General features: G+C 72.3%; 9 protein-coding genes. 7 read left to right on the top strand and 2 right to left on the bottom strand.

Going from position 1 to position 15,231, the window contains the following annotated elements; genetic code table 11:
• The first annotated feature begins 77 nt into the window (after positions 1-77).
• Both smc and ACLF6P_RS18165 read left to right on the top strand, forming a co-directional pair.
• A complete protein-coding gene (gene smc / locus ACLF6P_RS18170; protein ID WP_415951497.1) occupies positions 78-3,632 on the top strand; it encodes a chromosome segregation protein SMC in 3,555 nt (1,184 codons plus the stop codon).
• 62 nt (positions 3,633-3,694) lie between these two features.
• Positions 3,695-5,119 carry a sugar porter family MFS transporter gene (locus ACLF6P_RS18165; protein WP_415951495.1) on the top strand — a complete coding sequence of 475 codons (1,425 nt, stop codon included), beginning with the start codon at positions 3,695-3,697 and terminating at the stop codon, positions 5,117-5,119.
• Between the two features lie 81 nt (positions 5,120-5,200).
• Here the strand turns inward: ACLF6P_RS18165 and ACLF6P_RS18160 are convergent, their stop codons facing one another.
• Positions 5,201-6,181, bottom strand: a complete 981-nt coding sequence (locus ACLF6P_RS18160; RefSeq protein WP_415951494.1) for an LLM class flavin-dependent oxidoreductase — start codon at positions 6,179-6,181, stop codon at positions 5,201-5,203.
• A 276-nt stretch (positions 6,182-6,457) separates the two neighbouring features.
• Between ACLF6P_RS18160 and ftsY the strand changes: the two genes are divergently transcribed.
• A complete protein-coding gene (gene ftsY, locus ACLF6P_RS18155; protein WP_415951492.1) occupies positions 6,458-7,675 on the top strand; it encodes a signal recognition particle-docking protein FtsY in 1,218 nt (405 codons plus the stop codon).
• Positions 7,676-7,761: 86 nt separating this feature from the next.
• On the opposite strand, the gene ACLF6P_RS18150 is transcribed toward ftsY, so the two are convergent.
• Positions 7,762-8,424 (bottom strand): bifunctional DNA primase/polymerase, encoded by a 663-nt coding sequence (locus tag ACLF6P_RS18150; protein WP_415951490.1) that lies wholly within the window; start codon positions 8,422-8,424, stop codon positions 7,762-7,764.
• Positions 8,425-8,905: 481 nt separating this feature from the next.
• On the opposite strand from ACLF6P_RS18150, the gene nsdA reads away from it, so the two are divergent.
• From nsdA to ACLF6P_RS18130, 4 genes are all read left to right on the top strand, one after another.
• Positions 8,906-10,378: a transcriptional repressor NsdA gene (gene nsdA / locus ACLF6P_RS18145; protein WP_415951489.1), complete on the top strand. Its 1,473-nt coding sequence runs from the start codon at positions 8,906-8,908 to the stop codon at positions 10,376-10,378.
• Between the two features lie 413 nt (positions 10,379-10,791).
• Positions 10,792-12,174, top strand: coding sequence for an ammonium transporter (locus ACLF6P_RS18140; protein WP_415951488.1), 1,383 nt, complete (start codon positions 10,792-10,794; stop codon positions 12,172-12,174).
• On the top strand, positions 12,171-12,509 hold the full coding sequence (locus ACLF6P_RS18135; protein WP_037625082.1) for a P-II family nitrogen regulator: 339 nt from the start codon (positions 12,171-12,173) through the stop codon (positions 12,507-12,509). The genes ACLF6P_RS18140 and ACLF6P_RS18135 overlap by 4 nt, the downstream gene beginning before the upstream one ends.
• Positions 12,506-15,130 carry a [protein-PII] uridylyltransferase gene (locus tag ACLF6P_RS18130; RefSeq protein WP_415951487.1) on the top strand — a complete coding sequence of 875 codons (2,625 nt, stop codon included), beginning with the start codon at positions 12,506-12,508 and terminating at the stop codon, positions 15,128-15,130. The genes ACLF6P_RS18135 and ACLF6P_RS18130 overlap by 4 nt, the downstream gene beginning before the upstream one ends.
• Positions 15,131-15,231 lie beyond the last annotated feature (101 nt).

Here is a 15,231-nt window from a genome sequence, read left to right as displayed (position 1 = left end):
ATCGGGCGCGGACTTCCCGTGCTCGTGCACCGGTATGCCCGCTGTCGCGGAGGCGTCGCCCGGTAAAGTCCGTCGGCGTGCACCTCAAGGCCCTGACCCTGCGCGGGTTCAAATCCTTCGCCTCGGCTACGACGCTTAAGTTCGAGCCGGGAATCACGTGTGTCGTGGGACCGAACGGCTCCGGCAAGTCCAATGTCGTGGACGCGCTCAGCTGGGTCATGGGCGAACAGGGCGCCAAATCCCTGCGCGGCGGCAAGATGGAGGACGTCATCTTCGCCGGCACCACGGGCCGCCCGCCGCTCGGCCGTGCCGAGGTCTCGCTGACCATCGACAATTCCGACGGCGCGCTGCCCATCGAGTACGCCGAGGTCACCATCACGCGGATCATGTTCCGCAATGGCGGTAGCGAATACCAGATCAATGGCGACACCTGCCGGCTGCTCGATATCCAGGAACTCCTCTCCGACTCCGGTATCGGCCGCGAGATGCACGTCATCGTCGGACAGGGCCAGCTCGACTCCGTGCTGCACGCCGATCCGATGGGGCGCCGCGCCTTCATCGAGGAGGCTGCCGGCGTCCTCAAGCACCGCAAGCGCAAGGAGAAGGCGCTGCGGAAGCTCGACGCGATGCAGGCGAACCTCGCGCGCGTCCAGGACCTCACCGACGAGCTGCGCCGACAGCTCAAACCGCTCGGCCGGCAGGCCGCCGTCGCCCGCCGCGCCGCCGTCATCCAGGCCGATCTGCGCGATGCACGGCTGCGGCTGCTCGCGGATGATCTCGTACGGATGCAGGAAGCGCTCAGGACCGAGATCGCCGACGAGGCCGAGCTGAAGCGCCGCAAGGAGAGCGCCGAGGCCGACCTCAAGGCGGCGCTGAGCCGCGAGGCCGATCTGGAGGACGAGGTACGGCGGCTCACCCCGCGGCTGCAGCGGGCGCAGGAGACCTGGTACCAGCTCTCCCAGCTGGCCGAACGGGTCCGCGGCACCGTCTCCCTCGCCGACGCCCGCGTGAAGAGCGCCCGCTCGGCGCCCGAGGAGGAGCGGCGCGGCCGCGATCCCGAGGACATGGAGCGCGAGGCCGCCCGCATCCGCGAACAGGAGGCCGAACTGGAGGCCGCCCTGGAGGCGGCGCAGCGCGCCCTCGACGACACCGTGGCGCACCGGGCCGAGCTGGAGCGCGAGCTGGCCACGGAGGAGCGCAGACTCAAGGACGTGGCCCGCGCCATCGCCGACCGGCGCGAAGGGCTCGCGCGGCTGTCCGGGCAGGTCAACGCGGCCCGCAGCCGGGCCGCATCGGCACAGGCCGAGATCGACCGGCTCGCCGCCGCACGCGACGAGGCGAACGAGCGGGCCGTCGCCGCACAGGAGGAGTACGAGCAGCTCAAGGCCGAGGTGGACGGCCTCGACGCGGACGACACCGACCTCGGCGAGCAGCACGAAGCGGCCAGGCAGGCCCTCGCCGAGGCCGAAGCCGCCTTGGGCGCCGCCCGCGAGGCCGCCACCACCGCCGAGCGCAGGCGCGCCGCCGTGGCCGCCCGGCGCGATGCGCTCGCGCTCGGCCTGCGGCGCAAGGACGGCACCGGCACGCTGCTCGCCGCCAAGGAAAGCCTGACCGGGCTGCTCGGCCCCGCCTCCGAACTGCTCACCGTCGACACCGGATACGAGATCCCGCTCGCCGCCGCCCTCGGCGCCGCGGCCGATGCGATCGCCGTGTCCACGCCCGCCACCGCCGCCGAGGCGATCCGCCTGCTGCGCAAACAGGACGCGGGCCGCGCCGCGATACTGCTGAGCGGCGCCCCCGACGACGTACCGCCCGGGCAGCGGCCGGACGGACCGCCGTATGCGGCCGATCTCGTGCGCGGGCCCGAAGAGCTGATGCCGGCCGTGCGCAGACTCCTTCGCGGGATCGTGGTGGTCGGCACCCTGGAGGACGCCGAGGACCTGGTCCATGCGCGGCCCGGGCTCACGGCCGTGACCGCGGACGGCGATCTGCTCGGCGCGCACTTCGCGCAGGGCGGTTCGGCGGGTGCGCCGAGCCTCCTCGAAGTGCAGGCCTCCGTGGACGAGGCCGCGGCCGAGCTGGAGGAACTCGGCGTCCGCTGCGAGGAGCTGGCCGCGGCACAGCACGCGGCCGCCGAACAGCGCCGTGCCGCCGCGGCCCTGGTGGAGGAGCTGGCCGAGCAGCGCCGGGCCGCCGACCGCGAGAAGTCGGCCGTATCGCAGCAGCTCGGGCGGCTCGCGGGCCAGGCCCGTGGCGCCGCGGGCGAGGCCGAGCGCTCCACTGCCGCCGCCGCCCGCGCCCAGGACGCCCTCGACAAGGCACTCATGGAGGCCGAGGAGCTGGCCGAACGGCTCGCGGTGGCGGAGGAAGCTCCGGTCGAGGAGGAGCCCGACACCTCCGTACGGGACCGGCTCGCGGCCGACGGTGCCAACGCGCGGCAGACCGAGATGGAGGCCAGGCTCCAGGTCCGTACCCACGAGGAGCGCGTCAAGGGCCTCGCCGGGCGGGCCGACGGGCTCGACCGGGCCGCGCGCGCCGAGCGCGAGACCCGGGCCAGGGCCGAGCGGCGCCGCGACCGGCTTCGCTACGAGGCCTCCGTCGCCGAGGCCGTGGCCTCCGGGGCGCGCCAGCTGCTCGCGCACGTGGAGGTCTCCCTCGTACGGGCAGAGGAGGAGCGGGACGCGGCCGAGCGGGCCAAGGCCGCGCGGGAACAGGAGCTGAACGCCGCCCGCGGGCAGGGCCGCGAGCTCAAGGCGGAGCTCGACAGGCTCACGGACTCGGTGCACCGCGGCGAAGTGCTCGGGGCCGAGAAGCGGATGCGGATCGAGCAGCTGGAGGCGAAGGCGCTCGAAGAGCTGGGCGTGGAACCCGCCGGGCTCGTCGGCGAGTACGGGCCGGAGCAGCTCGTACCGCCCTCGCCGCCCGCCGAGGGCGAGGAACTGCCCGAGGACCCGGAGCACCCGCGGAACACGCCGCGCCCGTTCGTACGGGCCGAACAGGAGAAGCGCCTCAAGGCGGCCGAGCGCGCGTATCAGCAGCTCGGCAAGGTGAACCCGCTGGCCCTGGAGGAGTTCGCCGCCCTGGAGGAGCGGCACAAATTCCTCAGCGAGCAGCTCGAAGACCTCAAGAAGACCCGCGCCGACCTGCTCCAGGTCGTCAAGGAGGTCGACGAGCGGGTCGAACAGGTCTTCACCGAGGCCTACCGGGACACCGCCCGCGAGTTCGAGGGCGTCTTCAGCCGGCTGTTCCCCGGCGGCGAGGGACGGCTGATCCTGACCGACCCGGACAACATGCTGACCACCGGCGTCGACGTGGAGGCCCGGCCGCCCGGCAAGAAGGTCAAGCGGCTCTCGCTGCTCTCCGGCGGCGAACGCTCGCTGACCGCCGTGGCCATGCTGGTCTCGATCTTCAAGGCCAGGCCGAGCCCGTTCTACGTCATGGACGAGGTCGAGGCGGCCCTCGACGACACCAACCTGCAGCGGCTCATCCGGATCATGCAGGAGCTGCAGGAGGCCTCGCAGCTCATCGTGATCACCCACCAGAAGCGCACCATGGAGGTCGCGGACGCGCTCTACGGCGTCTCCATGCAGGGCGACGGTGTCTCGAAGGTGATCAGCCAGCGGCTGCGCTGACCTGTGGCTCCTTCGGACACGCTCCGGTGGTGGCCGCCCGTCACCTGTGCCCCACTGAACGGGTGACCAGTACACAGGAACCGCGTCCCGCAGCGCGAGAAGCAGCTCCGGACCATCTCGGACACGTCATCTTCATCGCGGCGGCCGCCGCGATGGGCGGATTCCTCTTCGGCTACGACAGCTCCGTGATCAACGGCGCGGTCGAGGCCATCCGGGGCCGCTTCGACGTCGGCTCCGAGGCGCTCGCCCAGGTGATCGCCGCCGCGCTGATCGGCTGCGCGATCGGTGCCGCCACCGCGGGCCGCCTCGCCGACCGGATCGGCCGTATCCCGACGATGCGGATCGCCGCCGTCCTGTTCACCGTGAGCGCCGTCGGTTCGGCGCTGCCCTTCGCCCTGTGGGACCTGGCGATGTGGCGGGTGCTCGGCGGTGTGGCCATCGGGATGGCCTCGGTGATCGGCCCGGCGTACATCGCCGAGGTCTCACCGCCCGCCTACCGCGGTCGGCTCGCCTCCTTCCAGCAAGCCGCCATCGTCATCGGGATCGCCGTCTCGCAGCTGGTCAACTGGGGCATCCTCAACGCCGCGGGCGGCGATCAGCGCGGCAACATCGCGGGACTGGAGGCCTGGCAGGTCATGCTCGGCGTGATGGTCATCCCGGCCGTCGTCTACGGGATGCTCTCCTTCGTCATCCCCGAGTCGCCGCGCTACCTCATCTCCGTGGGCAGGACCGAACAGGCCAAAGGCGTGCTGCGCGAGGTCGAGGGCACCAGGATCGACCTCGACCTGCGCGTCGGCGAGATCACCGAGGCCATGCACCGGGAACACAAGTCGACCTTCCGCGACCTCATGGGCGGCCGGGCCGGACTGCTGCCGATCGTCTGGATCGGCATCGGCCTCTCGGTCTTCCAGCAGCTCGTCGGCATCAACGTGATCTTCTACTACAGCAACGCGCTGTGGCAGTCGGTCGGCATCGACCCGGAGAGCTCGTTCTTCTACTCGTTCGAGACCTCGATCGTGAACATCATCGGCACGGTGATCGCCATGACGCTCGTCGACCGTCTCGGGCGCAAACCGCTCGCCCTGATCGGCTCGGCAGGCATGGCCGTCTCGCTCGCTGTGGCCGCCTGGGCCTTCTCGTATAAATCGGGCACCGGCGACGACATCTCGCTGCCGGACGCCCAGGGCACGATCGCGATCGTCGCCGCCAACTGCTTCGTGCTCTTCTTCGCCCTGTCCTGGGGCGTGGTCGTCTGGGTGCTGCTCGGCGAGATGTTCCCCAACCGGATCCGCGCCGCCGCGCTCGGTGTGGCCGCCTCGGCCCAGTGGATCGCCAACTGGGTGATCACGGTGAGCTTCCCGACGCTGTCCGACTGGAACCTCTCGGGCGCGTACATGATCTACACGGCCTTCGCGCTGCTCTCGATCCCGTTCATCCTGAGATTCGTGCCGGAGACCAAGGGCAAGGCGCTGGAGGAGATGGGCTGAGCGGATCGGGGTGGTTCGGAGCGGTCCGGAGCGGTCCGGTGCGGTCCGCTACGGGACCGGGCGGCCGCTCCCGTACGAGACTCAGTTCTTGCAGTGGGGGAGGACCTGTTCCGTGAACAGCTGCAGGCTGCGCCAGCCCTCGTCGATCGGCATACCGCCGCACAGCGGGTGCAGGACCAGGTTGCCGAGCGTGCTGTCGGCGGCCGCCACGCACTGCTCGGGCGTGAGGATGCGGTAGACGCCCTCCGCGCGCAGCTCCTCCACCGTGCCCGCGCCCGAGCTGACCGCGGACTTGATGTCCTTGTTCTGCCAGGACCTGTACATCCACGCCTCGTGCAGGAAGTGCTGTCCGAACTCGGCCCAGGTCCGGTCCGGGTCCTCGGAGATGTGCAGCAGCGGCGTCTCCTCGCCCGGCATCAGGATCCAGCCCTCGGTGCCGTACTCGGCGAGCTTCTCGGTGTAGTACGTCTCGAGGTCGGGCAGGTGCGCGCTCGGGAAGAACGGCAGCCCGAGGCGGGCCGCGCGCCGGGCGGCCGGCTTCGAGGAGCCGCCGACGACCAGCATCGGATGCGGATCGGTGTACGGGCGCGGGGTGACGCGCACGGTACGGCCCTCGTAGGTGAACGGCTCGCCCGTCCATGCCTTGAGGAGCGTTTCGAGCAGACGGTCCTGGAGCTTGCCGCGCCGGGCCCACTCGACGCCGAACATCTCGTACTCCTCGGGCCGGTAGCCGATGCCCGCGACCGTCATCAGGCGGCCCTTGCCCATCAGGTCGAGGACCGCGATCTCCTCGGCGATCCGCAGCGGATCGTGCAGCGGGCCGAGGATCGCGGAGATCGTGACGGCGATGTTGCGGGTCGCGCCGAAGACGCCGGCAGCAAAGGTGAAGGGCGAGGGCAGCCAGTTGTTCTCCACACCGTGGTGCTCCTCGGTCTGGATCATGGTCATGCCCGCGCTGTCGGCGAAGCGCGCCATCTCCAGGGCGGCGCCGTAGCGGTCGGCTAGCTGTGCGGGTGAGCCTTCCGGGTCGATGAGGTTGAAGCGTGCGACCGAGACGGGCATGGCGGGCGTCCCCTTTGACGACGGTGGCCGGCGGCGACGAGGGTGGCCGGGCGGTGACGGCGGTGGTCAGGCGGTGACGACGGTGGTCAGGCGGTGACGACGGCGGGGGGCCGCCGCGCCGACGTCCCCCTTCGCGCCGTGCCCCGGGACGTTAGCTGACGTGGCGTCAGATGGACAGGGTCGGGACACGCCCTTCCCCGGGCGCCGCCCCCGGTGACCGGGATGACCGGCTACCTCGGGCGGGCAGACCGCCGGGTCACGCATACTGGGCCTGTTATGGAATTCCTCATCCTTGCTGTAGTCATCGCCCTGGTCGCGGTCGGTGCGACCGTCGCCGGGCTCGTGGTCAGCGGCCGCAAGAAGAAGCAGCTGCCGCCCTCGTCCCCGTCGAGCACGCCGACCATCACGCCCCCCGCCGAGCCGCACGTCGGCGACGAGGCCGAGGAGCCGCGCGAAGAGCCCCGCCGCACGATCGAGGAGGTGGACCTTCCCAAGGCCGCGGCCCCCGTCGAGGAGGCGCCCGCGGTCGTCGAGGAGGAGCTCCCGCCCACGCCCGAGATCGAGGTGCCCGAGCCGACGGCCGGCCGCCTCGTGCGGCTGCGCGCCCGGCTCGCCCGCTCCCAGAACTCGCTCGGCAAGGGGCTGCTCTCGCTGCTCTCGCGCGAGCACCTCGACGAGGACACCTGGGAGGAGATCGAGGACACCCTCCTCACCGCCGACGTCGGAGTCGCCCCCACCCAGGAGCTGGTCGAGCGGCTGCGCGAGCGTGTGAAGGTGCTCGGCACCCGCACGCCCGAGGAGCTGCGGGCGCTGCTGCGCGAGGAGCTGCTCACGCTCGTCGACCCGGACCTCGACCGGGTGGTCAAGACCGAGAAGGAGGGCGAGGGCCCCGGCATCGTCATGGTCGTCGGGGTCAACGGCACCGGCAAGACCACCACGACCGGCAAGCTCGCCCGGGTGCTTGTGGCGGACGGCAACAGCGTCGTGCTCGGCGCCGCGGACACCTTCCGTGCGGCGGCCGCCGATCAGCTGCAGACCTGGGGCGAGCGCGTCGGTGCCTACACCGTGCGCGGGCCCGAGGGCGGTGACCCGGCCTCCGTCGCGTTCGACGCGGTGAAGGAGGGCAAGGAGATGGGCGTCGAGGTCGTGCTCATCGACACGGCCGGCCGACTGCACACCAAGACGGGGCTCATGGACGAGCTCGGCAAGGTCAAGCGCGTCGTCGAGAAGCACGCCCCGCTCGACGAGGTGCTGCTCGTGCTCGACGCGACCACCGGTCAGAACGGCCTGGTCCAGGCCCGGGTCTTCGCCGAGGTCGTGGACATCACGGGCATCGTGCTGACGAAGCTCGACGGCACGGCGAAGGGCGGCATCGTGGTCGCCGTGCAGCGCGAGCTCGGCGTCCCCGTCAAGCTCGTGGGTCTGGGCGAGGGCGCGGACGACCTGGCTCCGTTCGAGCCGGAGGCCTTCGTCGACGCGCTCATCGGGGACTGACTCATCGGGGACCGAGCCGTCCCGATCACCTCAGGCGCCGGCCGGGCTGAGCATTCGGCCCGGCCGGCGTCTGCGGGCGAGCGCGTTCAGCGCCCCACCCGGTGCGACGCATAGGCCAGCGCACCGAGAACCAGTCGCGCCTGCGGCGGGTTCCGGGCCGCGTCGAGGCCCGGGGCGCGCAGCCAGCGGACCGGGCCGAGCCCGCCACGGTCCGACGGCGGGGCCGTGATGTACGCGCCCGCCCCGAGGGCGCGAAGATCGAGTGCGGCGCCGTCCCACCCCATGCGATACAGCAGCGCGGGCAGCTCCGCCGCCGCCCCGGGAGCGACGAAGAACTGCGCGCGCCGGTCCGGCGTGGTGGTGACCGGCCCGAGCGGAAGCCCCATCCGTTCCAGCCGGATCAGGGCGCGCCGCCCCGCCGACTCGGAGACCTCGAGGACGTCGAAGCTGCGCCCGGCCGGAAGCATCACCGCGGCCCCGGGGAACTCGCCCCACGCCCGGCTCACCTCGTCGAGCGTCGCGCCCGCGGCCAGCTCGCCCGCGAACGACAGCGGATGCGCCCCGGGCGCCGCACAGCGCGTATCACCGCAGGAGCAGCGCCCGGACACGGCACGGGCGCCGGGGGCGACGGACCAGCCCCACAGGCCGGTGAACTCGGCCACGGCCGTGCACTCGGACATGCGGCCGCGACGCCGCGCACCGGTGCGGTTCTCACGGATACCGCGGCTGCCGCCGATCGTGAAGCCCATGCCCCCTCCAACGGGTCCAACCAGTCCATGGTTACGAACCGGAGCGCCCCCGTGACGCTCCGTTCAACGGCGCCCCAAAGGTCGGTCGCGGCGCCCGGCGCGGCCATGGGTGGTGCGCCGACGGGCGCGCGCCCCGGTGCGCATCGCTCCGCCCGCTTCCGTCCGGCATGTGTCAAGTGAATCGCGTGGAGCCGCACTTGAGTTCATTCGAAGGGGTGGCGAAAGGTGGCGTTTCCTGGAATGCCCTCGCCGGAGGGGTGATCGTAGGATTACTTTCGGTGCACGGACCGGGAGTTGCTCGCGGTCGTGGGTATGCCGGGGGCAAGCCGGTTCCCTGTTCGACGGGTGAGCAAGTGCCGGACGGGGAGACCGAACCAGCGGCATGCTGTACGGAGTTGAGCCAGGCGGTACGGAGTCCGGCCGGGAAGCGGCCGGGTCCGCAGTCGGCGGCAGCGTTGACTTCAGGGATGGGGGCCTTCCAGTGGGCGGCACACAAGGCAGCACCGCGCATGCCGAGAAGCGCCCCAACGAGCAGTTGACCTCCTGGTTCGTCCGCAGCGGCTGGTCCAAGGGCGAGCTCGCCCGCCAGGTCAACCGCCGCGCCCGCCAGATGGGCGCCGGCCACATCTCCACCGACACCTCACGCGTACGCCGCTGGCTGGACGGCGAGCAGCCGCGCGAGCCGATCCCGCGGATCATGTCGGAGCTGTTCTCCGAGCGCTTCGGCGCCGTCGTCGCCATCGAGGACCTGGGCCTGCGCACCGCGCACCAGGCGCCCTCCGTCTCGGGCGTCGACCTGCCGTGGACCGGCGAGCAGACCGTCGAGATGCTCAGCGAGTTCTCCCGCAGCGATCTGATGCTCGCCCGCCGCGGCTTCCTCGGCAGCTCCCTCGCCCTCGCCGCGGGCCCCGCCCTGATCGAGCCGATGCAGCGCTGGCTGGTCCCGGCACCGGCCGGATCCACCGCACCCGAGCCGCCCACCCCGATCCGGCGCGGCACCCGGCTCTCCGACCCCGAGCTCGACCTCCTCGAGTCCACCACGGTGATGTTCCGGCAGTGGGACGCGCAGTGCGGCGGCGGTCTCAGACGCAAGGCGGTCGTCGGCCAGCTGCACGAGGTCACCGACCTGCTCCAGGAGCCGCAGCCCGAGCGGACCCGGCACCGCCTCTTCAAGATCGCCGCCGAGCTCTCCGAGCTGGCCGGGTGGATGAGCTACGACGTGGGCCTGCAGCCCACCGCGCAGAAGTACTTCGTGCTCGCGCTGCACGCCGCCAAGGAGGCCGGCGACAAGTCCCTCGGCGCGTACGTCCTCTCCGGGATGAGCCGCCAGATGATCCACCTCGGCCGTCCGGACGACGCCCTGGAACTCATCCACCTCGCGCAGTACGGCAGCCGGGACTGCGCCACCGGCCGCACCCAGGCGATGCTGTATGCGATGGAGGCCCGCGCCTACGCGAACATGGGCCAGCCCAGCAAGACCAAGCGGGCCGTGCGGATGGCCGAGGGCACCTTCGAGGACGCGCTGGAATCCCCGGAGCCCGAGCCCGACTGGATCCGCTTCTTCTCCGAGGCGGAACTCAACGCGGAGAACGCGCACTCGTACCGCGACCTCGCCTATGTGGCGGGCCGCAGCCCCACGTACGCCTCGCTCGCCGAACCCCTCATGGAGCGCGCGGTCGAGCTGTTCGCCAAGGACGCCGAGCACCTGCGCTCGTACGCGCTCAGCCTGATCGGGATGGCGACCGTGCACATCCTGCAGAAGCAGCCCGAGCAGGGCGTCGTCCTCGCGGAGAGGGCCCTGGCCGTGGCGAAGAAGGTGCGCTCCGAGCGGGTCAACAACCGGCTGCGCAAGACCCTCGACACCGTGGAGCGCGATTTCGGCCAGGACGACGGGATCACCGACCTGACCGACCGGCTCGTGCGGCAGCTGCCCGAAGAGGCGGAGGCCGTCTAGGCGGAGGGCGTGCAGGCCGTACACGACGTAGAGCACGTACACGACGACTGAGCACCTGAACAGCCCCAACCCCTGATCTCCGGCCGCGGCCGGCCATCCCGGACCACCCGACTCGGCTCCCCCGCCGCCAGGTCGATCCGGATGGCCCCGCGGCCGGTTCTTCGTCTGCCGCAGGAGACATGAACGGGCGATCCCCGCGGCCCGGACAGTTCATCGAGGCGTAACACGCGGGCCGTCTTCGTCACTGCCGCGAAACATCGAGCGGCATCCGCCGAAACCGCGGCGCGGGAATCTCTGGCGCATAACAGCCCACCCCTCATGCAGCACCGCTCATCCACCGCCCTCCAGGCACCGCGCCGCGCCCGCACGAGGCCGCATCCGCACGGGCCGTACACGACGACGAGGAGACGCCGATGCCCCCAGGCATCCTGCTCGCCGCGGAGGAGCCCACGCTCTCCTCCGCGAACACCGGGTTCATGCTCATCTGTTCCGCCATGGTCATGCTGATGACCCCGGGACTCGCCTTCTTCTACGGAGGCATGGTCCGGGTCAAGTCGACCCTCAACATGCTGATGATGAGCTTCATCAGCCTCGGGATCGTCACCGTCCTGTGGGTCCTCTACGGCTTCAGCATCGCCTTCGGCACCGACACCGGCAGCCTCTTCGGCTGGGAGGGCGACTTCCTCGGCCTCAGCGGCATCGGGCTCAATGAACTCTGGGACGGCACCTCCATCCCGGTCTACGTCTTCGCCGTCTTCCAGCTGATGTTCGCGATCATCACGCCCGCCCTGATCAGCGGCGCGCTCGCGGACCGCGTGAAGTTCACGGCCTGGGCGCTGTTCATCGCCCTGTGGGTGACGATCGTCTACTTCCCGGTCGCGCACTGGGTGTGGGGGTCGGGCGGCTGGGCCTTCGAGCTCGGCGTCATCGACTTCGCCGGCGGCACCGCCGTACACATCAACGCGGGTGCCGCGGCCCTCGGTGTGATCCTCGTGATCGGCAAGCGCGTCGGCTTCAAGAAGGACCCGATGCGCCCGCACTCGCTGCCGCTCGTGATGCTCGGTGCCGGTCTGCTGTGGTTCGGCTGGTTCGGCTTCAACGCCGGCTCCTGGCTCGGCAACGACGACGGCGTGGGCGCCGTCATGTTCATCAACACGCAGATCGCCACCGCCGCCGCGATGCTCGCCTGGCTCGCCTACGAGAAGATCCGCCACGGCGCGTTCACCACGCTCGGCGCCGCCTCCGGCGCCGTGGCCGGCCTCGTCGCCATCACCCCGGCAGGCGGCTCGGTCTCGCCGCTCGGCGCGATCGCCGTCGGTGCCATCTCGGGTGTTCTGTGCGCCATGGCCGTCGGCCTCAAGTTCAAGTTCGGCTACGACGACTCGCTCGACGTGATCGGCGTCCACCTCGTCGGCGGCATCGTCGGCTCCCTGCTCGTCGGCTTCTTCGCCACCGGCGGAGTGCAGTCGGACGTCGCCGGACTCTTCTACGGCGGCGGGCTCGGCCAGCTCGGCAAGCAGGCCGCGGGTGTCTTCGGGGTCCTCGCGTACTCCCTGGTCGTCTCTGCCATCCTCGCTTTCGTCATCGACAAGGCGATGGGGATGCGGGTCTCCGAGGACGACGAGGTCGCGGGCATCGACACGGTCGAACACGCCGAGTCCGCCTACGACTTCAGCGGAGCCGGCGGCGGCACGGCGGCTCGCACCGCCTCGCTTCCCGCACCGTCCGCAGCCGCCTCGGCCACCGCGTCCGCAGCCCAGGACGCCGACGCACCCGCAAAGAAGGTTGACGCATGAAGCTGATCACCGCGGTCGTGAAGCCGCACCGGCTCGACGAGATCAAGGAGGCCCTGCAGGCCTTCGGGGTCCACGGCCTGACCGTCACCGAGGCCAGCGGCTACGGCCGCCAGCGCGGGCACACCGAGGTCTACCGGGGCGCCGAGTACACCGTGGACCTGGTGCCGAAGATCCGTATCGAGGTCCTCGTCGAGGACGACGATGCCGAGCAGCTGGTCGACGTCGTGGTGAAGGCCGCACGCACCGGCAAGATCGGCGACGGCAAGGTCTGGTCGGTGCCCGTCGACACGGCGGTACGGGTCCGCACCGGCGAACGCGGCCCCGACGCGCTGTGAAACCGGATTCGGAGCCCGGCGGCTATGCGGCGGCCCGACTGCGCCTCCTCCAGGGGGAGGAGCAGTCCGGGCCGCCGCGCCGTTGCGCCCTCGCCGCCCTGACCGACCAGTGGCTCGCCGGCCTGTTCGGCGAGCGGCCCGTGAAGGGGGCGGCGCTGGTCGCGGTCGGCGGCTACGGGCGCGGCGAACTGTCACCGCGCAGCGACCTCGACCTGCTGCTCCTGTACGACGGCAGCGCGGCGCCGGGCGAGATCGCCGCCCTCGCCGACCGCGTCTGGTACCCCGTATGGGACCTCGGCCTCGCCCTCGACCACTCGGTCCGCACCCCGGGCGAGGCCCGCAGGACGGCCGCCGAGGACCTGAAGGTGCAGCTCGGACTGCTCGACGCCCGGCATGTCGCGGGCGACCTTGGCCTGACCGCAGGACTGCGCACCACGGTGCTCGCGGACTGGCGCAACCTCGCCCCGCGCCGGCTCGGCGAACTGCGCGAACTGTGCGCCGAACGGGCCGACCGCCACGGCGAGTTGCAGTACCTCCTCGAACCCGACCTCAAGGAGGCCCGCGGCGGCCTGCGCGATGCCACCGCGCTGCGCGCCGTCGCCGCCTCCTGGCTCGCTGACGCGCCCCGCGCCGGACTCGACGAGGCCCGACGGCGCCTGCTCGACGTACGCGACGCCCTGCACCTGACCACGGGCCGGGCCACCGACCGGCTCGCCCTCCAGGAGCAGGACCAGGTGGCGGCCGCGCTCGGGCTCCTCGACGCCGACGTACTCCTGCGAGAGGTGTACGAAGCGGCCCGGACCATCTCGTATGCGAGCGACGTGACCTGGCGCGAGGTCGGCCGGGTGCTGCGGGCGCGCAAGGTCCGCCCCCGGCTGCGTCCCAGGTGGGGTTCCCGCTCCCCGGCGCCCGAGCGGAGCCCGCTGGCCGAAGGGGTCGTCGAGCAGGACGGCGAGGTCGTGCTCGCGCGGGTGGCACGGCCCGACCGCGACCCGGTGTTGCCGCTGCGCGCCGCCGCGGCCGCCGCACAGGCCGGACTGCCGCTCTCGTTGCACGCCGTACGAGCGCTCGCGGCCGCCGCCCGGCCCTTGCCCACGCCGTGGCCGGCCGAGGCGCGCGAACAGTTCGTCACCCTGCTCGGGGCCGGGCGGCCGACCGTCGCCGTATGGGAGGCGCTCGAGGCCGAAGGCCTGATCACCCGGCTGCTGCCCGACTGGGACCGCGTACGCTGCCGGCCGCAGCGCAATGCCGTGCACACCTGGACCGTGGACCGCCACCTCGTCGAGACCGCCGTCCGGGCCGCGGAGCTGACCCGCCGGGTGCACCGGCCCGACCTGCTGCTCGTGGCGGCGCTGCTGCACGACATCGGCAAGGGCTGGCCCGGCGACCACAGCGAGGCGGGCGAGACGATCGCGCGGGACGTGGCCGCGCGGATCGGCTTCGACTGCGCGGACGCCGAGGTACTCGCCACCCTCGTACGGCACCACCTGCTCCTCGTGGACACGGCGACCCGGCGCGATCTGGACGACCCGGCGACGATCCGTTCGGTGGCCCGGGCGGTGGGCTCGGCCTCCACGCTGGAACTCCTGCACGCACTGACCGAGGCGGACGCGCTGGCGACAGGACCGGCCGCGTGGTCGGCCTGGCGCGGCTCGCTCGTGACCGATCTGGTGAAGCGGGTGGGCGCCCTGCTCGCCGGGGACCCGCTGCCGGACCCCTCCGAGCTGCCGAACACGGCGGAACAGGAGCGCCTCGCGCTGGAGGCGTTCCGCACGGCGGGTCCGGTGCTCGCGCTGCGGGCGCACGCGGAGGAGTCCGTGGGGGAGGGGGCCTCGGCGGGCGGGCCTTCATCGGGCAGGTCCCCTGCGGGTGGGCTCGCTTCCGGCGGGCCGGCATCGGACGGTCCCCTTTCCGGCGGGTCCCGGTCGGACGAGCCGCTCGGTGTGGAACTCCTCGTCGCCGTCCCCGACCAGCCGGGCGTGCTGGCGACGGTCGCGGGCGTCCTTGCCCTGCACCGGCTCACGGTCCGGACGGCGGACCTGCGGGCGGTGGCGCTGCCGGATGAGGTGCGGGAAGCAGCGGTGCCGGGCGGCGTGAACCCGGGAGGGGCTGCGGGCCGTGGAGCCGGGGGAGCCCCGGGAGCCCGAGGAGGCCCGGGAGGCCCGGGATCCGGACCGGTGCTGCTCCTGCAGTGGCGCGTGGCCGCCGAGTACGGTTCGCTGCCGGAGGTATCCCGGCTGCGCGCCGACCTCGTACGGGCCCTCGACGGCAGCCTCGACATAGCGGCCCGCCTCGCCGAACGGGACGCCGCCTATCCGCGGCGGCGCGGAGCGGTCGCACCACCGCCCCGGGTCGCGGTGGCACCGGCCGGCTCCCGCCTCGCGACGGTGATCGAGGTACGGGCCCAGGACGCCCCGGGTCTGCTGCACCGGATCGGCCGGGCGCTCGAGGCGGCCGGCGTGACGGTGCGCTCGGCCCACGTGTCGACGCTGGGCGCGAACGCGGTGGACGCGTTCTACGTCACAGACCCGGAGGGCACCCCGCTGCCACCGGAGGACGCGACGAAGCTCGCACACTCGGTGGAGGCGAGCCTCGGCCAACCCAGCCCGTCCGGCGGTTGAGGACGAGCGCGTTCAGCGCGACCGGGGGCAAGGGGCGGAGCCCCAGGCGGCCCACCCGCCCGGTGGGTGCTGCGCACAACCGGCCTCACCCCGGGGTGGGG

The organism is Streptomyces lothianensis, from assembly GCF_047779955.1.
Taxonomy (GTDB): Bacteria; Actinomycetota; Actinomycetes; order Streptomycetales; family Streptomycetaceae; genus Streptomyces.
This window is presented reverse-complemented; position numbering and strand designations above follow the sequence as displayed.

Excerpts from the sequence above, each read along its gene's own strand:
- ACLF6P_RS18160 (WP_415951494.1), bottom strand. The coding sequence starts at position 6,181 with ATGCCCGTCTCGGTCGCACGCTTCAACCTCATCGACCCGGAAGGCTCA.
- ftsY (WP_415951492.1), top strand. The coding sequence starts at position 6,458 with ATGGAATTCCTCATCCTTGCTGTAGTCATCGCCCTGGTCGCGGTCGGT.
- ACLF6P_RS18150 (WP_415951490.1), bottom strand. The coding sequence starts at position 8,424 with ATGGGCTTCACGATCGGCGGCAGCCGCGGTATCCGTGAGAACCGCACC.
- ACLF6P_RS18140 (WP_415951488.1), top strand. The coding sequence starts at position 10,792 with ATGCCCCCAGGCATCCTGCTCGCCGCGGAGGAGCCCACGCTCTCCTCC.
- ACLF6P_RS18135 (WP_037625082.1), top strand. The coding sequence starts at position 12,171 with ATGAAGCTGATCACCGCGGTCGTGAAGCCGCACCGGCTCGACGAGATC.